General features: G+C 62.2%; 14 protein-coding genes. 2 read left to right on the top strand and 12 right to left on the bottom strand.

All coding sequences use genetic code 11. From position 1 onward, the window contains the following. Positions 1–53: 53 nt before the first annotated feature. Genes glp through OO25_RS04155 form a run of 6 tightly spaced genes read right to left on the bottom strand, consistent with a single transcriptional unit; the run spans position 54 to position 4,780 of the window. On the bottom strand, positions 54–1,226 hold the full coding sequence (gene glp / locus OO25_RS04180; protein ID WP_040178619.1) for a gephyrin-like molybdotransferase Glp: 1,173 nt from the start codon (positions 1,224–1,226) through the stop codon (positions 54–56). Further along, the gene (gene moaC / locus OO25_RS04175; protein WP_040169280.1) at positions 1,227–1,697 is read right to left on the bottom strand and encodes a cyclic pyranopterin monophosphate synthase MoaC; all 471 of its coding nucleotides are present in this window, start codon (positions 1,695–1,697) and stop codon (positions 1,227–1,229) included. Next, the gene (trpC, locus tag OO25_RS04170) at positions 1,697–2,509 is read right to left on the bottom strand and encodes an indole-3-glycerol phosphate synthase TrpC (RefSeq protein ID WP_040178617.1); all 813 of its coding nucleotides are present in this window, start codon (positions 2,507–2,509) and stop codon (positions 1,697–1,699) included. The genes moaC and trpC overlap by 1 nt, the downstream gene beginning before the upstream one ends. Positions 2,510–2,523: 14 nt before the next feature. Then, the gene (locus OO25_RS04165) at positions 2,524–3,177 is read right to left on the bottom strand and encodes a uracil-DNA glycosylase (RefSeq protein ID WP_040178616.1); all 654 of its coding nucleotides are present in this window, start codon (positions 3,175–3,177) and stop codon (positions 2,524–2,526) included. Next, a complete protein-coding gene (trpD, locus tag OO25_RS04160) occupies positions 3,174–4,202 on the bottom strand; it encodes an anthranilate phosphoribosyltransferase (protein WP_040178615.1) in 1,029 nt (342 codons plus the stop codon). The genes OO25_RS04165 and trpD overlap by 4 nt, the downstream gene beginning before the upstream one ends. After that, positions 4,199–4,780: an aminodeoxychorismate/anthranilate synthase component II gene (locus tag OO25_RS04155; RefSeq protein ID WP_040178613.1), complete on the bottom strand. Its 582-nt coding sequence runs from the start codon at positions 4,778–4,780 to the stop codon at positions 4,199–4,201. Before OO25_RS04155 ends, trpD begins: the two co-directional genes overlap by 4 nt. Positions 4,781–4,977: 197 nt before the next feature. Here OO25_RS04155 and OO25_RS04150 point away from each other — a divergent pair, with 197 nt between their 5' ends. Beyond that, positions 4,978–6,633 (top strand): divergent polysaccharide deacetylase family protein, encoded by a 1,656-nt coding sequence (locus tag OO25_RS04150; protein ID WP_040178612.1) that lies wholly within the window; start codon positions 4,978–4,980, stop codon positions 6,631–6,633. 131 nt (positions 6,634–6,764) lie between these two features. Here the strand turns inward: OO25_RS04150 and trpE are convergent, their stop codons facing one another. From trpE to fabI, 6 genes are all read right to left on the bottom strand, one after another. Then, on the bottom strand, positions 6,765–8,276 hold the full coding sequence (trpE, locus tag OO25_RS04145) for an anthranilate synthase component I (RefSeq protein ID WP_040178611.1): 1,512 nt from the start codon (positions 8,274–8,276) through the stop codon (positions 6,765–6,767). A gap of 15 nt (positions 8,277–8,291) precedes the next feature. Beyond that, on the bottom strand, positions 8,292–10,133 hold the full coding sequence (locus OO25_RS04140) for a peptidylprolyl isomerase (RefSeq protein WP_040178743.1): 1,842 nt from the start codon (positions 10,131–10,133) through the stop codon (positions 8,292–8,294). Positions 10,134–10,279: 146 nt separating this feature from the next. Continuing rightward, on the bottom strand, positions 10,280–11,470 hold the full coding sequence (locus tag OO25_RS04135; protein WP_040178609.1) for an aminotransferase: 1,191 nt from the start codon (positions 11,468–11,470) through the stop codon (positions 10,280–10,282). 199 nt (positions 11,471–11,669) lie between these two features. After that, the gene (gene gpt, locus OO25_RS04130) at positions 11,670–12,173 is read right to left on the bottom strand and encodes a xanthine phosphoribosyltransferase (protein WP_014874783.1); all 504 of its coding nucleotides are present in this window, start codon (positions 12,171–12,173) and stop codon (positions 11,670–11,672) included. Between the two features lie 49 nt (positions 12,174–12,222). After that, positions 12,223–12,837, bottom strand: a complete 615-nt coding sequence (locus OO25_RS04125) for a LysE family translocator (RefSeq protein ID WP_040178608.1) — start codon at positions 12,835–12,837, stop codon at positions 12,223–12,225. Between the two features lie 116 nt (positions 12,838–12,953). After that, the gene (gene fabI, locus OO25_RS04120) at positions 12,954–13,772 is read right to left on the bottom strand and encodes an enoyl-ACP reductase FabI (RefSeq protein ID WP_024097099.1); all 819 of its coding nucleotides are present in this window, start codon (positions 13,770–13,772) and stop codon (positions 12,954–12,956) included. A 167-nt stretch (positions 13,773–13,939) separates the two neighbouring features. On the opposite strand from fabI, the gene pdxH reads away from it, so the two are divergent. Then, complete coding sequence (gene pdxH, locus OO25_RS04115) at positions 13,940–14,545, top strand: pyridoxamine 5'-phosphate oxidase (protein WP_040178606.1); 606 nt, start codon at positions 13,940–13,942, stop codon at positions 14,543–14,545. Positions 14,546–14,642 lie beyond the last annotated feature (97 nt).

Here is a 14,642-nt window from a genome sequence, read left to right as displayed (position 1 = left end):
TATCCAGAGGAATTGACGATGAATTGTTGGCAAAGTGAAAGCGGAGCGCCCTGTTAGATCACAATATAGGCGAGCGGTTCGCCCTTGCCTCGGGGGGGGTCATGCGGGGGACGAATGGCGAGGGCGTTGGACTCGGCCAGAAGGGTCAGCCGAGCGCTGTCCTGATCGTCGAAGACATGCAGATCGCCGCCGTTTAACCTGGCGCGCATATAATGTGTTCGCGGGCCGTTTGCAGGCAGGTCATGAGCCAGATCTGCGGTCGCTGGCTGCTGATCCAGAGGTGACAAACCTTGCATTAAGCGCAGCATGGGCAACAGAAAGATATGCCCGCAAACCATTGCAGAAACAGGATTTCCCGGCAGTCCCACCATCGCGGAGCGGCCCAGCGTTCCAGCCATCAGCGGCTTTCCCGGACGCATCGCAACCTTGTAGAACGCGCGCGACATGCCAAGCCCCTCGGTCACCCCGGCGACCAGATCGTGATCCCCAACCGAGGCCCCGCCAATGGTGACGATCAGGTCGGCGTCCTGCGCCAGATCCAGCGCCATGCGAAGGCTGCTTTCAGTGTCGCGGGCGATGGGCAAAATCCGGGGCTCAGCACCTGCAGCGCTCAGCATGGCGTCCAGCCCAAAGGTGTTGGAGGCGATGATCTGATCCGGGCCGGGGCTTTCGCCGGGCAGGACCAGCTCATCCCCGGTGGAGATCAGCGCCACTGTTGGTTTGCGGTGCACGGGCACCTCGGCGATGTTCATCGCCGCGAGCAGGGCGATATCCGCCGGTGTCAGGATGCGTGGCGCATCAACAGTGGTGCCGATTTGAAAATCGCCACCTTTGGCGCGGATGTTGTGGCCAGGTCCGGGATGCTCCGTGATGGTCAGCAAGGATCCGGTAATACTGGTATCCTCTTGTATAACAACGAAATTTGCACCTTCAGGCACTGGTGCGCCAGTGAAGATCCGCACCGCCTGGCCGGGGCCGACGCGCCCCTGAAACCCGTGGCCAGCAGCGCTTTCTCCGATGACTTTGAACATTGCATCCCGCTCGACCTCTGCCGACTTCACCGCGTAACCGTCCATGGCGGAGGCAGCAAAGGGGGGCTGGTCCCGGTTGGCGGACACAGGTCTTGCCAGCACGCGGCCAGCAGCGGCGCGCAGGGGAACGGTCTCCACCTCAAGCGGTGCCACCAGGTCAAGAAGTGTGGTCAATGCATCGGAAACTGAGATCATTTAGGCCTCGTATCGTCCTGATTTTCCGCCATCTTTCAATGTTACACGGATGCCGCCGATTTCCATCGCCTTGTCGACGGCCTTGGCCATGTCATAGACCGTGAGCGCGGCGGTAGAGACCGCGGTCAGCGCCTCCATTTCGACGCCGGTCTGGCCTGTGGTTTTCACGGTCGCCGTGATGTTTACGCCGGGCAGATCGGGGTCGAGGGTCAGATTCACGGCAACCTTGGTCACGGGCAGCGGATGGCAGAGCGGGATGATGTCCGGTGTCTTCTTGGCCCCCATGATGCCTGCAAGCCGCGCCACCGACAGTACATCGCCCTTCTTTGCGCGACCTTCTGCAATGATATCATAGGTTTCGCGCGCCATGGTGATGTGACCCACAGCGGTGGCGATCCGCGAGGTGACTGCCTTGTCCGAGACATCGACCATATGGGCGTCGCCCTTGCCGTCGAAATGGGTGAGGGGCATTACATTGCCCCCGGCATCAGCGGATTTGCGAGGATGTCACGGGTCGCGGCGGCCACGTCATCCTGACGCATCAGGCTTTCACCGATGAGGAAGCTGCGCGCGCCGTAGCGGGCCATATCAGAGAGATCCGCAGGCGTGGACAGCGCGCTTTCACAGACAATGGTCCGATCGGCGGGAACCAGACGGGACAGGGTGCGGGTGGTGTCCAATGTGGTCTCAAAGGTTTTGAGATTGCGGTTGTTGATGCCAAGGAGAGGTGATTTCAGCATGCAGGCGCGATTCAGCTCTTCCTCGTCATGAACCTCCAGCAGCACGTCCATATTCCAATCAGCGGCGGCGGCTTCCAGCTCTGCTGCCTGCGTGTCGGAGACAGAGGCAAGAATGATCAGGATACAGTCAGCACCAAGCGCACGGGCCTCAGCCACCTGATAGGGATCATACATGAAATCTTTGCGCAAGGCCGGGAGAGAACAGGCCTCGCGCGCCTCGGTCAGAAAGGATTTCGCGCCCTGAAAACTGGGGGTGTCGGTCAGCACGGAGAGGCAGGTTGCACCGCCGGCCTCATAGGCCTGAGCCAGATCTGCGGGGTGGAAGTCTTCCCGGATCAACCCTTTGGAAGGGCTGGCTTTCTTGATTTCAGCAATCAGCCCGTAGCCATCGCGGCTGGCCTGCATCAGCGCCTTGGCAAAGCCGCGTACAGGGCTGGCATCCCGGGCCTCGGCCTCAACCGCCTCGAGGGGTTTGGCTGCCTTGTCGGCGGCGATTTCTTCCAGCTTGTAGGCCTTGATCTTGTCCAGCACTGTTTCAGTCATCTTGACGCCTCCCGTCACGCGTTCCAGTCAATTGTCGGCTGGCCCTGCTCAGCAAGCCAGCGGTTCACCGTCGAAAAGGGGCGCGAGCCGAAAAAGCCACGCCGCGCAGACAGTGGTGAGGGGTGCGCGGTCCTCAGGATAAGGTGATCACCCGGTTGGATATATTTTTCAAGCCCTTGGGCCTGTTTCCCCCAGAGAATATAAGCCGTGGGACGCTGACTGGACAGGCTGAGGACCTCATGTGCGAGCTGCTGCCAGCCAAGGGTTTTGTGGCCGTTGGCCTCGCCTGCGGGGACGGACAAGACGGTGTTGAGCAGCAAAACGCCCTGACGTGCCCAGCCGCGCAGGTCGCCGGTCTGGCGTTCAACGCCAAGATCGTCGTGCAACTCTTTGAATATATTGTTCAAAGATCTTGGCAGCGGGCGCACATCGGGTTCGACCGAAAACGCCAACCCATGGGCATGACCAGGCGTCGGATAGGGGTCCTGACCCAGAATGACCACGCGGGTTTCTTCCGGCGGGGTCAGTGTGAGAGCCGCAAGGCGCTGGCCCGCTGACGGGAGGATATCGCGCGGATCCTCAGCCACCGACGCAGCAATGGCCGGGTAGCGGTCGGCAAAAAACGGCAGCTTGGACCAGCCACCCAGATCCGGCAGACCTGCGTTCATTTGTCAGCGGCAGCGGTGGTGATGCGGGCGACGGCGTCAATCTTGTCGCGGGCCGCACCGCTGTCGATGCTGGTGCGGGCCATCTCGGCGCCGGATTTCAGATCATTTGCTGTGCCCGCAACCACAAGGGCTGCGGCAGAGTTCAGCAAGACGGCGTCGCGATACGCAGAGGGTTCACCAGCCAAAAGGGCATCAAACGCTTTGGCGTTTTCTTCCGGGGTGCCGCCGACGATCGCCTCAAACGGGTGTACGGGCAGGCCTGCGTCCTCCGGGTGGAGTTCCATCTCAGTGACACTGCCATCGGGGGCTAGGGCTGCGACCCAGCTGACGCCGGTGATCGTCAGCTCATCTGTGCCGTCGGAGCCATGGACGAGCCAGGCCTGCTCCGATCCCAACTGGCCTAGGGTTTCCGCCATCGGGCGGATCAGATCACGGTTGAACGCGCCGGTCAGCTGTCGTTTGACGCCGGCAGGGTTGGTGAGTGGGCCGAGGATGTTGAAGATCGTACGCGTGCCGAGTTCCTGCCGGGTGGGCATCACATGGGCGATGGCAGGGTGGTGCATCGGCGCCATCATGAAGCATATACCGGCCTCGCGCAGCGCCTGTTCAGCCACCTTCGGGCCGACCATGACATTGATCCCCATCTGACCAAGCGCATCCGCTGCGCCGGATTTCGACGACAGATTACGGTTGCCGTGTTTTGCAACAACGGTTCCGGCCCCGGCCACGACAAAGGCGGTTGCGGTGGAGATGTTCAGCGTGCCCTTGCCGTCGCCACCCGTGCCGACGATGTCCATCGCGCCTTCAGGCGCCACAACGGGATTGCATTTGGCGCGCATGACCGCCGCTGCGGCTGCATATTCGTCGACGGTTTCGCCGCGGGTGCGCAATGCCATCAACAATCCGCCCATCTGGCTCGGCGTGGCGTTGCCCTCAAACAGATGGGTAAAGGCGGCCTCGGCCTCATCCCGGCTCAGGGCGCGCTCCGCAGCGGCATCAATCAGCGGCTTCATTGCGTTGCTCATGCGGGCACCTTCATCACGTTGAGGAAGTTCTTCAGCAGCGCGTGGCCGTGTTCGGAGGCGATGGATTCCGGGTGAAACTGGACACCATGGATCGGCAGCGTCTTGTGCTGCAGGCCCATAATGGTGCCGTCGTCCAGCTCGGCGGTGATCTCAAGACTGTCGGGCAGGGTGTCGCGATCAACAATCAAAGAGTGATAGCGCGTCGCCTCAAATGGCGACGGCAGCCCGGAAAAAAGGCCCGTGTCGGTATGATGCATGGTGCCCATCTTGCCGTGGACGATATCTTTGCAGCGCACGACGTTGCCGCCAAAGGCCTGTCCGATGGTCTGATGTCCAAGGCAGACGCCAAGCAGCGGGGTCTTGGTCTCAGCTGCAGCCTCGGTCAGGGCAAGGCAGATACCCGCCTGATCCGGATCGCAGGGACCGGGTGACAACAGAATGCCGGCCGGGTTCATCGCCATGGCCTCCTGCACATTCAGCGCGTCATTGCGGCGGACCTGCACGTCAGCGCCCAGCTCCCCCAGGTAGTGCACGAGGTTGTAGGTAAAGGAGTCGTAGTTGTCGATCAGCAGCAGCATAGTCGCGGGCTCGTTTAAGGGCTGGCGGGCCGGGGCCGCGCCGCAGTATAGTGGTCACAACATACATGTTCAGGGTTGCGCGGCAGCGTCAAGAGCACATCACCAACCGCAGGCGGGCCAAGCGTGCCCGACCGCCTTGGTGTGGCTTGGCCAACAGAATGCGACCGTTCCAGAAGGCAACGAGAGGCAGGACAGAGATGCGAGGGTTTCTTGGAGGCGTGAGTTTCGGGGCCTTGGTGGCCGCAGGCGGCGCCGTGGTATGGTCGCTGTCGGTGCCCTTACCCAAATCGGTTGAGGTCAGCGTCGCCGAACCGGTCCGCAGTGAAGTGCAGGCGCCTGCGGCGGAAACCCCGGTTGACAGTGCCGGGAGCGATCCGGATCTGGTGGAAACCCCACCAGCAGCGCTGGACCCGCAGGTGGTGGGTGATGATCTGGAAGCACTTGCGGATGCCGATACCGATCCCGCCAGCCGTCCCGACGTGGGTACAGAATTGGGCAGCGGGGATCGCGCCGCGCCCGGTGACGTCGGCGCGCCGGCAATCGATGTGGCGCGGGATGCGCCCGTCACCCCGGTTGAGGCTCTGCCGGCACCCAATGCCCCCAGTCAGGAGCAGCGTCTTGTGGTGGTGTCTGAACCAGCGCAGCCACCTGTGCCGCAGGCTGCGAGCGAAACGCCCTCCAGGCTGACGACAGCGCCGGATCAAGCCGCTCCCGAACCGTTGGGGCAGGATCAATCCGGGCCATCGGCCGAGGTTGAAAAGGGCAGAGATGAGGGGTCAGCGGCTGCCAGCTTTCCGGTGCCGAATGTGACAACCGGAGGTCCGGCCCTCAGCGGGCCAGAGGCTGGGGGCGACCAAGGACCAGCCTTGGGCGCGGTACCGGGCCCGACGGCGATTCCCGTGGTGCCGGGACTGGGGCAGGCCGGGCCAACGGAGGTGGGCACGAAGCCTGCCGCAAGCGCTGAACCTAAGACGGGTGCCGAAGGCCAGGACGAGGATACCGGGCCTCGACGGATTTCCGATCTTCCAACAACCACCCCCACGGCAGACCCGGGCAACACAGCGGATGAAACCGGCGGCCGCCCACGGATCGGGACCCCGGTCCGCCCGCTGACGGAGCGGGATCAGGCCAATGCACCGGCGGTCGGCAGTCAGACCAATGCGCAGGCGGATGGGGTGCCGTTTGAACGCAACGCCGAAGCCTTCACACCGGAGGCAGACCGCGCCCTGATGTCGATTGTTCTGATTGACGACGCCGATGCGATTGGTGCTGAGGCCTTGCAGGATTTCCCCTATCCGCTGAGTTTTGCGCTGGACCCAAGGGACCCAGAGGCGGCCGCGAAGATGGTACGCCACCGCGCTGCCGGGTTTGAGGTGATGCTGATCGCCGATCTGCCCCGCGATGCCGCTCCGCAGGATGCTGAGACGGCCTTGCAGGTCTGGTTGGAGACTCTGCCAGAGGCCGTCGCCGTGTTGGAAGGCGTGACCACAGGCTTTCAGGGCAACCGCCCGCTGGCCGATCAGATGGCCACGGCGCTTGGCGCGATGGGATACGGGATGGTGACGCAGGATGCCGGGCTCAACACCGTGCAGAAGCTCGCCCTGCGCGAAGGTGTTCCGGCCGGCGTGGTGTTTCGTGATTTCGACGGCGCCGGGCAGGACCCCCGCGCGATCCGGCGCTTTCTGGATCAGGCTGCGTTTCGCGCCGGGCAGGAAGGGGCCGTGATCATGCTGGGCCGGGTTCAGCCGGATACGATTTCTGCCTTGCTGATCTGGGGTCTTCAGGACCGGGCAAACCGGGTGTCGTTGGCGCCGATCTCGGCCTCTCTGCGCGCAAAGCTGCAGGCGGAATAAACGACGCGGCAGCTGGTTTTATGACAAAGGCGCCGCTCCGGTTGGGCGACGCCTTTGGGGCCTTCGGCGAGAGTATTTTGGGAAAGGTGACAGGCAGGCGCTCATGACAGGGTGCCCGCCCTGCCTTTGACCTAGCTGTTGCCGTTGCCGGTGAAGCGGGCCGCATCCGCAGCGGCGCGGCGGATGGCGTTGGATTTATGGACTGTCTCCATATACTCAGCCTTCGGGTCGCTGTCGTAGACAACGCCGCCACCGGCCTGGATATAGAGGTTCTGGTCCTTGACGATGGCTGTGCGCAGCGCGATGCACATGTCCATGTCGCCGCCGGCCGAGAAATAGCCGACGCCGCCGCCGTAGATGCCGCGTTTTTCCGGCTCCAGCTCATCAATAATTTCCATCGCCCGCACCTTGGGCGCGCCGGAGACGGTGCCTGCGGGCATGCCGGCAAAGAAGGCGTCCAGCGCGTCCTTATCCTCTGCCAGCTCACCGACGACGTTGGAGACAATGTGCATGACGTGGCTGTAGCGTTCGATGATGAATTTCTCGGTTGGGCGCACGGTACCGATTTTGGCAACCCGGCCAGTGTCGTTGCGGCCCAAATCCAGAAGCATCAGGTGTTCTGCCAGTTCCTTCTTGTCGGCCAGAAGATCCAGTTCCAGCGCCTTGTCTTCTTCGGGTGTGGCGCCGCGGGGCCGGGTGCCGGCAATTGGCCGAATGGTGACCTCCTGCCCGAAGACGCGGACGAGGATTTCCGGGGAAGCCCCCACCACCTGAAAGCCGCCGAAGTTGAAGTAGAACATGAAGGGCGAGGGGTTGGTGCGGCGCAGGGAGCGATAAAGCGCGAAAGGGGGCTGGCGGAATTCCTGGGTCCAGCGCTGTGCTGGCACCACCTGAAAGATGTCGCCCGCGCGGATGTAGTCCTTGGCCGTCTCCACCGCGGCCATGTAGCCGTCCTTGGTGAAATTGCTCACAGGCGGCGCTACCTCATCGGCATCGCCGAGATCGCGGCTTTCGGCGGGCATGGCGCGTTCCAGATCGCGGACCGCGTCCATCACCCGCTCAGCGGCCTGGGCGTAAGCCGCCTTGGCCGACTGGCCGTCGCTGGCCCAGGCGGGGGAGACCACGGTCACCTCACCCTTAACCCCGTCGAGCACCGCGATAACAGAGGGGCGCAGCATCAGCGCGTCAGGCAGGCCAAGCGGATCGGGGTTCACGCCCGGCAGATGTTCGACCAGCCGGATCATGTCATAGCCAAGGTAGCCAAACAGGCCGGCTGCGGCCTGCGGCAGATCATCCGGCAGGTCTATTTTGCTTTCGGCGATGAGGTCACGCAGGCAGTCCAGCGGGTTGCCGTCCAGAGGTTCAAAGGCATCAGCGTCAAAGCGGGCAGACCGATTGAGGGCGGCGCGTTCCCCGTGGCAGCGCCAGACCAGATCCGGTTTCATGCCAATAATTGAATAGCGCCCTCGCACCTCGCCACCGGTGACGGACTCCAGCATAAAGGCGTCCTTCTGGGCGCCTGTCAGCTTCAGCATCAGCGACACCGGCGTGTCGAGATCGGCGGCAAGCCGGGTGTAGACGACCTGGTTTTCACCGGCCTCGTAGGCCTTGGCGAAGGTGTCGAAATCGGGGGTCAGGGCCATTTAGGTCTGCCTTGATTACTGGAAGTTGGCCTGCACGGCATTGAGCGCCTGCGGGTCGATGCGCGGGGCCGCGCGGGTCTGGGCATCTTGGACGAAGGCTTCGAACAGGGCCTGTGCCAGCGCCTGATCAAGCTGGGTCCCCATCGCCTCGGCCAGCGCTGTCATTTCTGGCGTATCGGCCACCGGCAGGGTCTCAGTGAGGCGCACCACAACAGTGGCAGTTTCATCGCTGACCACGGCAACCTCGCCCTCTGCCAGATCAAAGACGCGGGCCATCAGTTGCTGTGGTGCCGCGTCGATATAGGCGGCGCGGGTCAGGCCGGTCTCTGACGTCAACTCAATACCCTCGGGGAGGTCAGCGCCAGTGCGCAGCATATCAGCCAGACGCTCGGCCTCGGCCTTCAGGGCATCCTGCAACCGTTTGCTCTGCCATGCCGCGCGCAGTCTGTCCTGCGCATCCGCGAAGGTTTCGCGACGCGGGTCCAGTTCCTCATCCAGGCGGATGGCAAACAGGCTGCCATCCTCAAGGAAGGCCACTTCGGGGAAGTCTTCGGCGGTGACGGCGGATGCGGCCTGACGGAACCCGTCATAGGCGGCGATGCCATCAGTGCTACCATTGTGCCAGTCGACCTTGCCAAGTTCCATGCCGGGTTCGTCGATCAGCTCCTCCAGCGTGGCACCGCCGGCCAGCATGTCGTTGATCTCCTCCGCGCGGGTTTCGATCAGGCGACGGGCGCGGTCGGTGGCCAGTTCGGCGCGCAGCTCATCCTTGACGTCCTCAAGGCTGGTCACGCGGGCCTCAAGGCGGCCATTGATGCGGAACAGGGCCGGGCCCAGATCGCTGTCGAGCGGACCAACCACCTCACCGACCTGTGCGGCAAAAACGTCCTGACCGGCGCTGCCAAGGTCACCCATGGTCACATCGCCCAGATCCACGTCCTGCAGGCTGAGGCCGCGATCCGCGACCAGCGCGTCAAAGGTGGTGCCGTTGATGTCGAGCTGCGCCTTGGCGCCGTCGGCGGCGTCCCGGTCAGCAAAGACCAGACGCTCCACCAGACGGCGCTCGGGCACCTGATATTCGGCGCTGCGGTCGTTGAAGAGCTTTTCAAGCGCTGCGTCGTCGATCTCGATCTCATCCACCAGCGCGTCGGGGCGCAGGGCGGCGTAGGTGATCACCTTGGTACGGGGCAGGGTGAACTGGTCGATATTGGCGTCATAGAAGGCGCGCAGCTGGTCTTCACTCGGCTCGACCGCGGTGAGGGCCACGCTGTCTTTGCTGACTGTCAGCCAGTCAAAGCTGCGGCGCGCGCCGACATAGCTGGTCAGTGTGTCGCGCAGGGTATCAGGCATTTCGGTGCCGGCCATGATGGCGCCCTGCACCAGGGTGCGGGCGGATTCGCGGCGCAGGTCGGCCTCAAACGCGGCCTCGGTCAGGCCGATATTGTCGAGTGCATATTGATAGGTGTCACGGTTGAAGGCGCCGGTGCCATCCTGAAAGGCCGGGATCCGGCTGATTTCATCAAACAGGTTCTGATCGCCAATCGACAGGCCAAGATCGCTGCTTTCCTGATCCAGGGCGGCAATGGCGATCAGACGTCCCAGCACCACGCGGTCCATACCAAGCGCGGTCATCTGGGCGATAGGGATGCGCTGGCCGGTCTGCGCCTCAAGCGCGCGCTGTTCGCGCTGCAATTCGCGAGCGTAATCATCGACCGAGACCTCCTGATCGCCAACCACGGCGACGGAGGACACAGAGCCTGTAAAATTCACGGCGCCAAATCCGGCCAGACCGATAATCAGCATCCCCATCAGGATCCAGACAAATGTATTTGATAGTTTTTTCATGCCTGCAGCCATGATGTCCTCGTATTGCCGGTCGCCGAACTGCACCGGGCAGTCGGGAATGCTGAAATGTCGAGGCTCTGAATACGCTGCCACCATGAAAGGGGCAAGGGACGACTGATCAGCCTCCATGTTCAGAGCGGGTGAGTGGGGTGGATGGGTCAGGCTGTCCAGCTTGCCAGTCGGTCAAAAAGCGTGCGGATGCCATGTGTGTCGACATTGGCGAAGGCAATACGGAACTGCCGTGCGCCGCTGGGATCGCCGTCCGGGGTGAACATGCTGCCGGGCAGCATCAGGACACCGACCTCTTTCACCAGACGTCTGGCCAACGCGTCAGAAGAGGCCGCAAAGGGATGGGCGACATAGGCGAAATAGGCGCCACAGCCGAGAAGTTGCCAGCCCTGCGCCGCAAGTGGCGCAAACCCCGCCTCAATTGCAGAACGCCGGTTGAGCAGTTCCTGCCGTTCACCCGCGAGCCAGTCGTCAAGGTTCTCCAGCCCCCAGAGCGCGCCGACCTGTCCCAGCTGGGCCGGACATATGGTGACGGTATCGAGGAATTTCTCCATCTCCAGCAGATGGTCCGGGCGGGCCGCAATCGCGCCGAGGCGATGGCCGGTCAGCCGGTAAGCCTTGGAGAAGGAGTAAAGATGGATCAGCGTATCCGACCAGTTCGGATCCTGAAACAGCGTATGTGGCGGGCCGTTGCGGCTGTCAAAGTCGCGATAGGTTTCATCCACGATCAGCGCCAGACCATGGGCGCGGGCCAGATCGTAGAACCGCTGCACCAGACCGTCGGGATATTCCACACCGCAGGGATTGTTGGGGGTTACCAGAACAATGGCGCGGGTTCTGTCGGTGATCAGTTTTGCGGCGGCATCGGGGCAAGGCAGCATGGCCTCTCCCACAGGCAGCGGGCAGGTCTCCACCCCCTGTATATCGAGCCACATTTTATGGTTGAAATACCAGGGCGTCGGCAGGATGACCTGATCGCCCTCACCACAGAGCGCCGCAATGGTCGCGGCAAAGGCCTGATTGCAGCCTGATGTGATCGCCACATCTGCCGCAGACAGATCAGCTGCGTAGTGACGGTTCATTTTGTCGGCGAGGGCTGCACGCAGCTCATCCCGGCCAAGCACCGCACCATAAAGATGGCTGCTGTCGTCGTTCAGGGCCGCCTCAGCAATGGCGCGGCGCAGCCCGTTCGGCGGTGGATCAGCTGGTGCCGCCTGACTGAGGTTCAGCAGCGGCAGATCTGCGGGCAGCGTCAGCCCCCGAAGCCAGCGCCGGGATTCGACAATCGGCGAGACAAAGGTGTCGCGGGTACGGGCATTTGGAAATGAAGCCTGTGGCATGGGTGTCCTGTTCTGCGTCGGCGTCTGTGGGTGAAACGGTGGCGCCTGTTTGGGCCACTCCGCCGCAAGTTCAGAGGTTTTGCAAGGGGCTTTGGTTGGGGGTGGTCAAATGGATAGCCCACATCTGCGCGCAAAAGAAAAAGACGCCCCCGAAGGCGCGTCTTGTTAGGTGGTCATTTGTTGCTTGGATCAACAGAGATCAGTCGGTGCCGCGATAGGGTTCGACATATTGCAGCGCCATATCCCAGGGGAAGAAAATCCAGGTGTCCTGGCTGACTTCGGTGATGAAGGTATCGACCATCGGTCGGCCCTTGGGCTTGGCGTAGACGGTGGCAAAATGTGCCTTCGGGTACATCTGGCGCACCAGCTCCAGGGTTTTGCCGCTGTCGACCAGATCGTCGATGATCAGCACGCCTTCCCCGTCGCCCATCAGCTCTGCGTCTGGGGCTTTCAGCACTTCGGCCTGTCCCTGATCCTGATGGTGGTAGGATTTCACGCCGATGGTGTCGACAATGCGGATGTCCAGCTCGCGGCTGACGATCATGGCCGGGGCCATGCCGCCACGGGTGATGGCCACCACGGCGCGCCAGGCGCCATTGTCGGGCCCTTGCCCATCCAGACGCCAGGCCAGTGCGCGGCTGTCGCGGTGCAGCTGGTCCCAGGAAATATGAAAGCCTTTTTCATGAGGCAGACGATCGGTCATGTTTTTGATGCTCCTGTTAGGATCTGGCGTCCGGATCGCACATCAGCCCTCAGAGGACAGCGATCTTGACCCCGAGGGCGGCGAGCAGGCCGCCAAAGACCCGGTCGATCACATGTTTCAGATTGATATACCCACGGCGCGTTTTCTCAAAGGAGAAGATACGGGCCACAAAGGTGTTCCAGGTGACTTCACCCAGAAAGATGCAGATAAGCAGCGCCGCGAGGGTGAATGGGCTGCTGCCATCGGGCACGGTGCCGACAAAGACAGCACCGAAAAAAGCTGCCGCTTTGGGGTTTGCGAACTGGGTGAGGATCCCCAGGCGAAACGCGGCAAAGGCGGTCTGCGGCAGTTGCGTATCGCTGACCTGCGACATCGGCTCATTGGCGTGACGCCACATGTTCCAGGCCATGTAGATCAGGAACAGGGCGCCGCCCACCTTCAGCAAGGTCAGCAGGAACGGGGCGTAGTCAAACAGCAGGTTCAGCCCGAACAGCGCGGCCGAGGCCCAGAGCACCGCGCCGGTGCCGATACCAATCGCCAGCGCCAGCCCGCTGCGCCAGCCATGGGCAAGGCCAACGCGCGCGGCCATAAGGACGGCGGGGCCGGGGCTGATGGCCGCCATCAGGCAGAGCAGGACGGAAGCGGTAAAGGCAGCCAGTGTCATAATGCGGTCTCTGTCATTGGAAGAGGCGCGCGTGGGCCGCGCGCCTGCTGTGTCTTGCTTTGTGATACTGCCGCAACTGGTGTGGCAGCTGGACCTGCGCTTGCTTACACGCGGCCTTACTTGCGTCCGGTGGCCGCATCGATGTCGGGGGCGTCGACCGCCTTCATCCCGACGACGTGATAGCCAGCGTCCACGTGCAGGTTCTCCCCGGTCACACCAGAGGACAGATCCGACAGCAGATAGAGCGCGGAATTGCCCACGTCATTGATAGTCACGTTGCGGCGCAGTGGCGAATTGAATTCGTTCCACTTCATGATGTAGCGGAAATCACCGATACCGGAGGCTGCCAGCGTCTTGATCGGGCCTGCCGAGATCGCGTTGACGCGGATGCCGTCTTTGCCCAGATCTTCGGCCAGATACTTGACCGATGCTTCCAGCGCCGCCTTGGCCACGCCCATGACATTATAATGTGGCATGACCTGTTCCGCACCGTAATATGTCAGCGTTACAGCGCTGCCACCTTCGGACATCATCTTTTCGGCACGCTGCATCACCGAAGTGAAGGAGTAGACCGAGATGTCCATAGTCATCTGAAAGTTGCTGCGGCTGGTGTCGACATAGCGGCCGCGCAGTTCGTTCTTGTCGGAAAAGCCGATGGCGTGCACCAGAAAATCCAGCTTTCCCCATTTCTCTTCCAGTGCGGCGAACAGCGCATCGACAGAGCCCTCATCGGCCACATCGCAGGGCAGGACGATATCGCTGCCCAATTGCGCCGCCAGCGGGTCGACGCGTTTTTTCAGGGCCTCGCCCTGGTAGGAAAACGCAAGCTCAGCGCCGGCGTCGGCGCAGGCTTTGGCAATGCCCCACGCGATGGATTTGTCATTGGCAAGGCCCATGATGAGGCCACGTTTGCCGGCCATCAGTTGACTAGACATGCAGGTTCTCCGCCTGTGATCTTCGAATTAGACGACCTTTAGTCTGTCACGCGGGACGCTTCAAGAGCGCTGTCTCTTGTCGTGGGGCCGATGTCGACCTAGGTTGCCATCAGCCACGCGCATTCACGCGCCAGCCAACCCAAACACAATAGACTATGAGGTGCGCCATGTCCGATCGCAGCGGTATCTTTGCGGGAGAGGATCCCTTTGCCATCGCCCGCAGCTGGCTGAGTGAGGCCGAGGAGAGCGAGATCAACGATCCCAATGCGATCGCGTTGTCCACGGTCGATGCAGATGGACTTCCGAATTGCCGGATGGTGCTGCTGAAGGAGATCGAGGACGCGGCCTTTGTCTTTTATACCAACTACGAGAGCGTTAAGGCACAGGAATTGGACGGGGCGGGCAAGGCTGCGTTTGTCATGCATTGGAAATCGCTGCGCCGTCAGGTGCGCGCCCGTGGGATCATCACCCGCGAGAACGGCCCGCAGGCGGATGAATACTACAAATCCCGATCTCTCAAGAGCCGCTTGGGGGCCTGGGCCTCGGCGCAATCGCGGCCACTGTCCAGCCGTGGCGCCCTGATGGCAGAGGTGGCGAAAGTGACTGCAACCAAAGGATCAAACCCGGATCGCCCTCCATTCTGGGGTGGCTACCGGCTGACGCCGCTGGAGATCGAATTTTGGGCCGATGGGGCATTCCGTCTTCATGACCGGTTTGTCTGGCGGCGCGAATCCCCCGATGCGCTTTGGACCGTGGATCGGCTGTGCCCTTAGGTTATCTGAGGGAAATAGCAGATTTGTGATATTGGCGGGTGTTTTTAGCTTGAACTCCGTTCCGAGAATAGAGCATCACCTACGGGTTAAATACTGA

The organism is Phaeobacter sp. S60, assembly GCF_000826845.1.
GTDB classification, from domain to species: domain Bacteria; phylum Pseudomonadota; class Alphaproteobacteria; order Rhodobacterales; family Rhodobacteraceae; genus Phaeobacter; species Phaeobacter piscinae.
Note: the sequence above shows the minus strand (reverse complement) of the source record. Positions and strands in the feature narration are given on the sequence as shown.

Coding starts and splice junctions, on each gene's coding strand:
- glp (WP_040178619.1), bottom strand. CDS start 1,226: ATGATCTCAGTTTCCGATGCATTGACCACACTTCTTGACCTGGTGGCA.
- moaC (WP_040169280.1), bottom strand. CDS start 1,697: ATGCCCCTCACCCATTTCGACGGCAAGGGCGACGCCCATATGGTCGAT.
- trpC (WP_040178617.1), bottom strand. CDS start 2,509: ATGACTGAAACAGTGCTGGACAAGATCAAGGCCTACAAGCTGGAAGAA.
- OO25_RS04165 (WP_040178616.1), bottom strand. CDS start 3,177: ATGAACGCAGGTCTGCCGGATCTGGGTGGCTGGTCCAAGCTGCCGTTT.
- trpD (WP_040178615.1), bottom strand. CDS start 4,202: ATGAGCAACGCAATGAAGCCGCTGATTGATGCCGCTGCGGAGCGCGCC.
- OO25_RS04155 (WP_040178613.1), bottom strand. CDS start 4,780: ATGCTGCTGCTGATCGACAACTACGACTCCTTTACCTACAACCTCGTG.
- OO25_RS04150 (WP_040178612.1), top strand. CDS start 4,978: ATGCGAGGGTTTCTTGGAGGCGTGAGTTTCGGGGCCTTGGTGGCCGCA.
- trpE (WP_040178611.1), bottom strand. CDS start 8,276: ATGGCCCTGACCCCCGATTTCGACACCTTCGCCAAGGCCTACGAGGCC.
- OO25_RS04140 (WP_040178743.1), bottom strand. CDS start 10,133: ATGGCTGCAGGCATGAAAAAACTATCAAATACATTTGTCTGGATCCTG.
- OO25_RS04135 (WP_040178609.1), bottom strand. CDS start 11,470: ATGCCACAGGCTTCATTTCCAAATGCCCGTACCCGCGACACCTTTGTC.
- gpt (WP_014874783.1), bottom strand. CDS start 12,173: ATGACCGATCGTCTGCCTCATGAAAAAGGCTTTCATATTTCCTGGGAC.
- OO25_RS04125 (WP_040178608.1), bottom strand. CDS start 12,837: ATGACACTGGCTGCCTTTACCGCTTCCGTCCTGCTCTGCCTGATGGCG.
- fabI (WP_024097099.1), bottom strand. CDS start 13,772: ATGTCTAGTCAACTGATGGCCGGCAAACGTGGCCTCATCATGGGCCTT.
- pdxH (WP_040178606.1), top strand. CDS start 13,940: ATGTCCGATCGCAGCGGTATCTTTGCGGGAGAGGATCCCTTTGCCATC.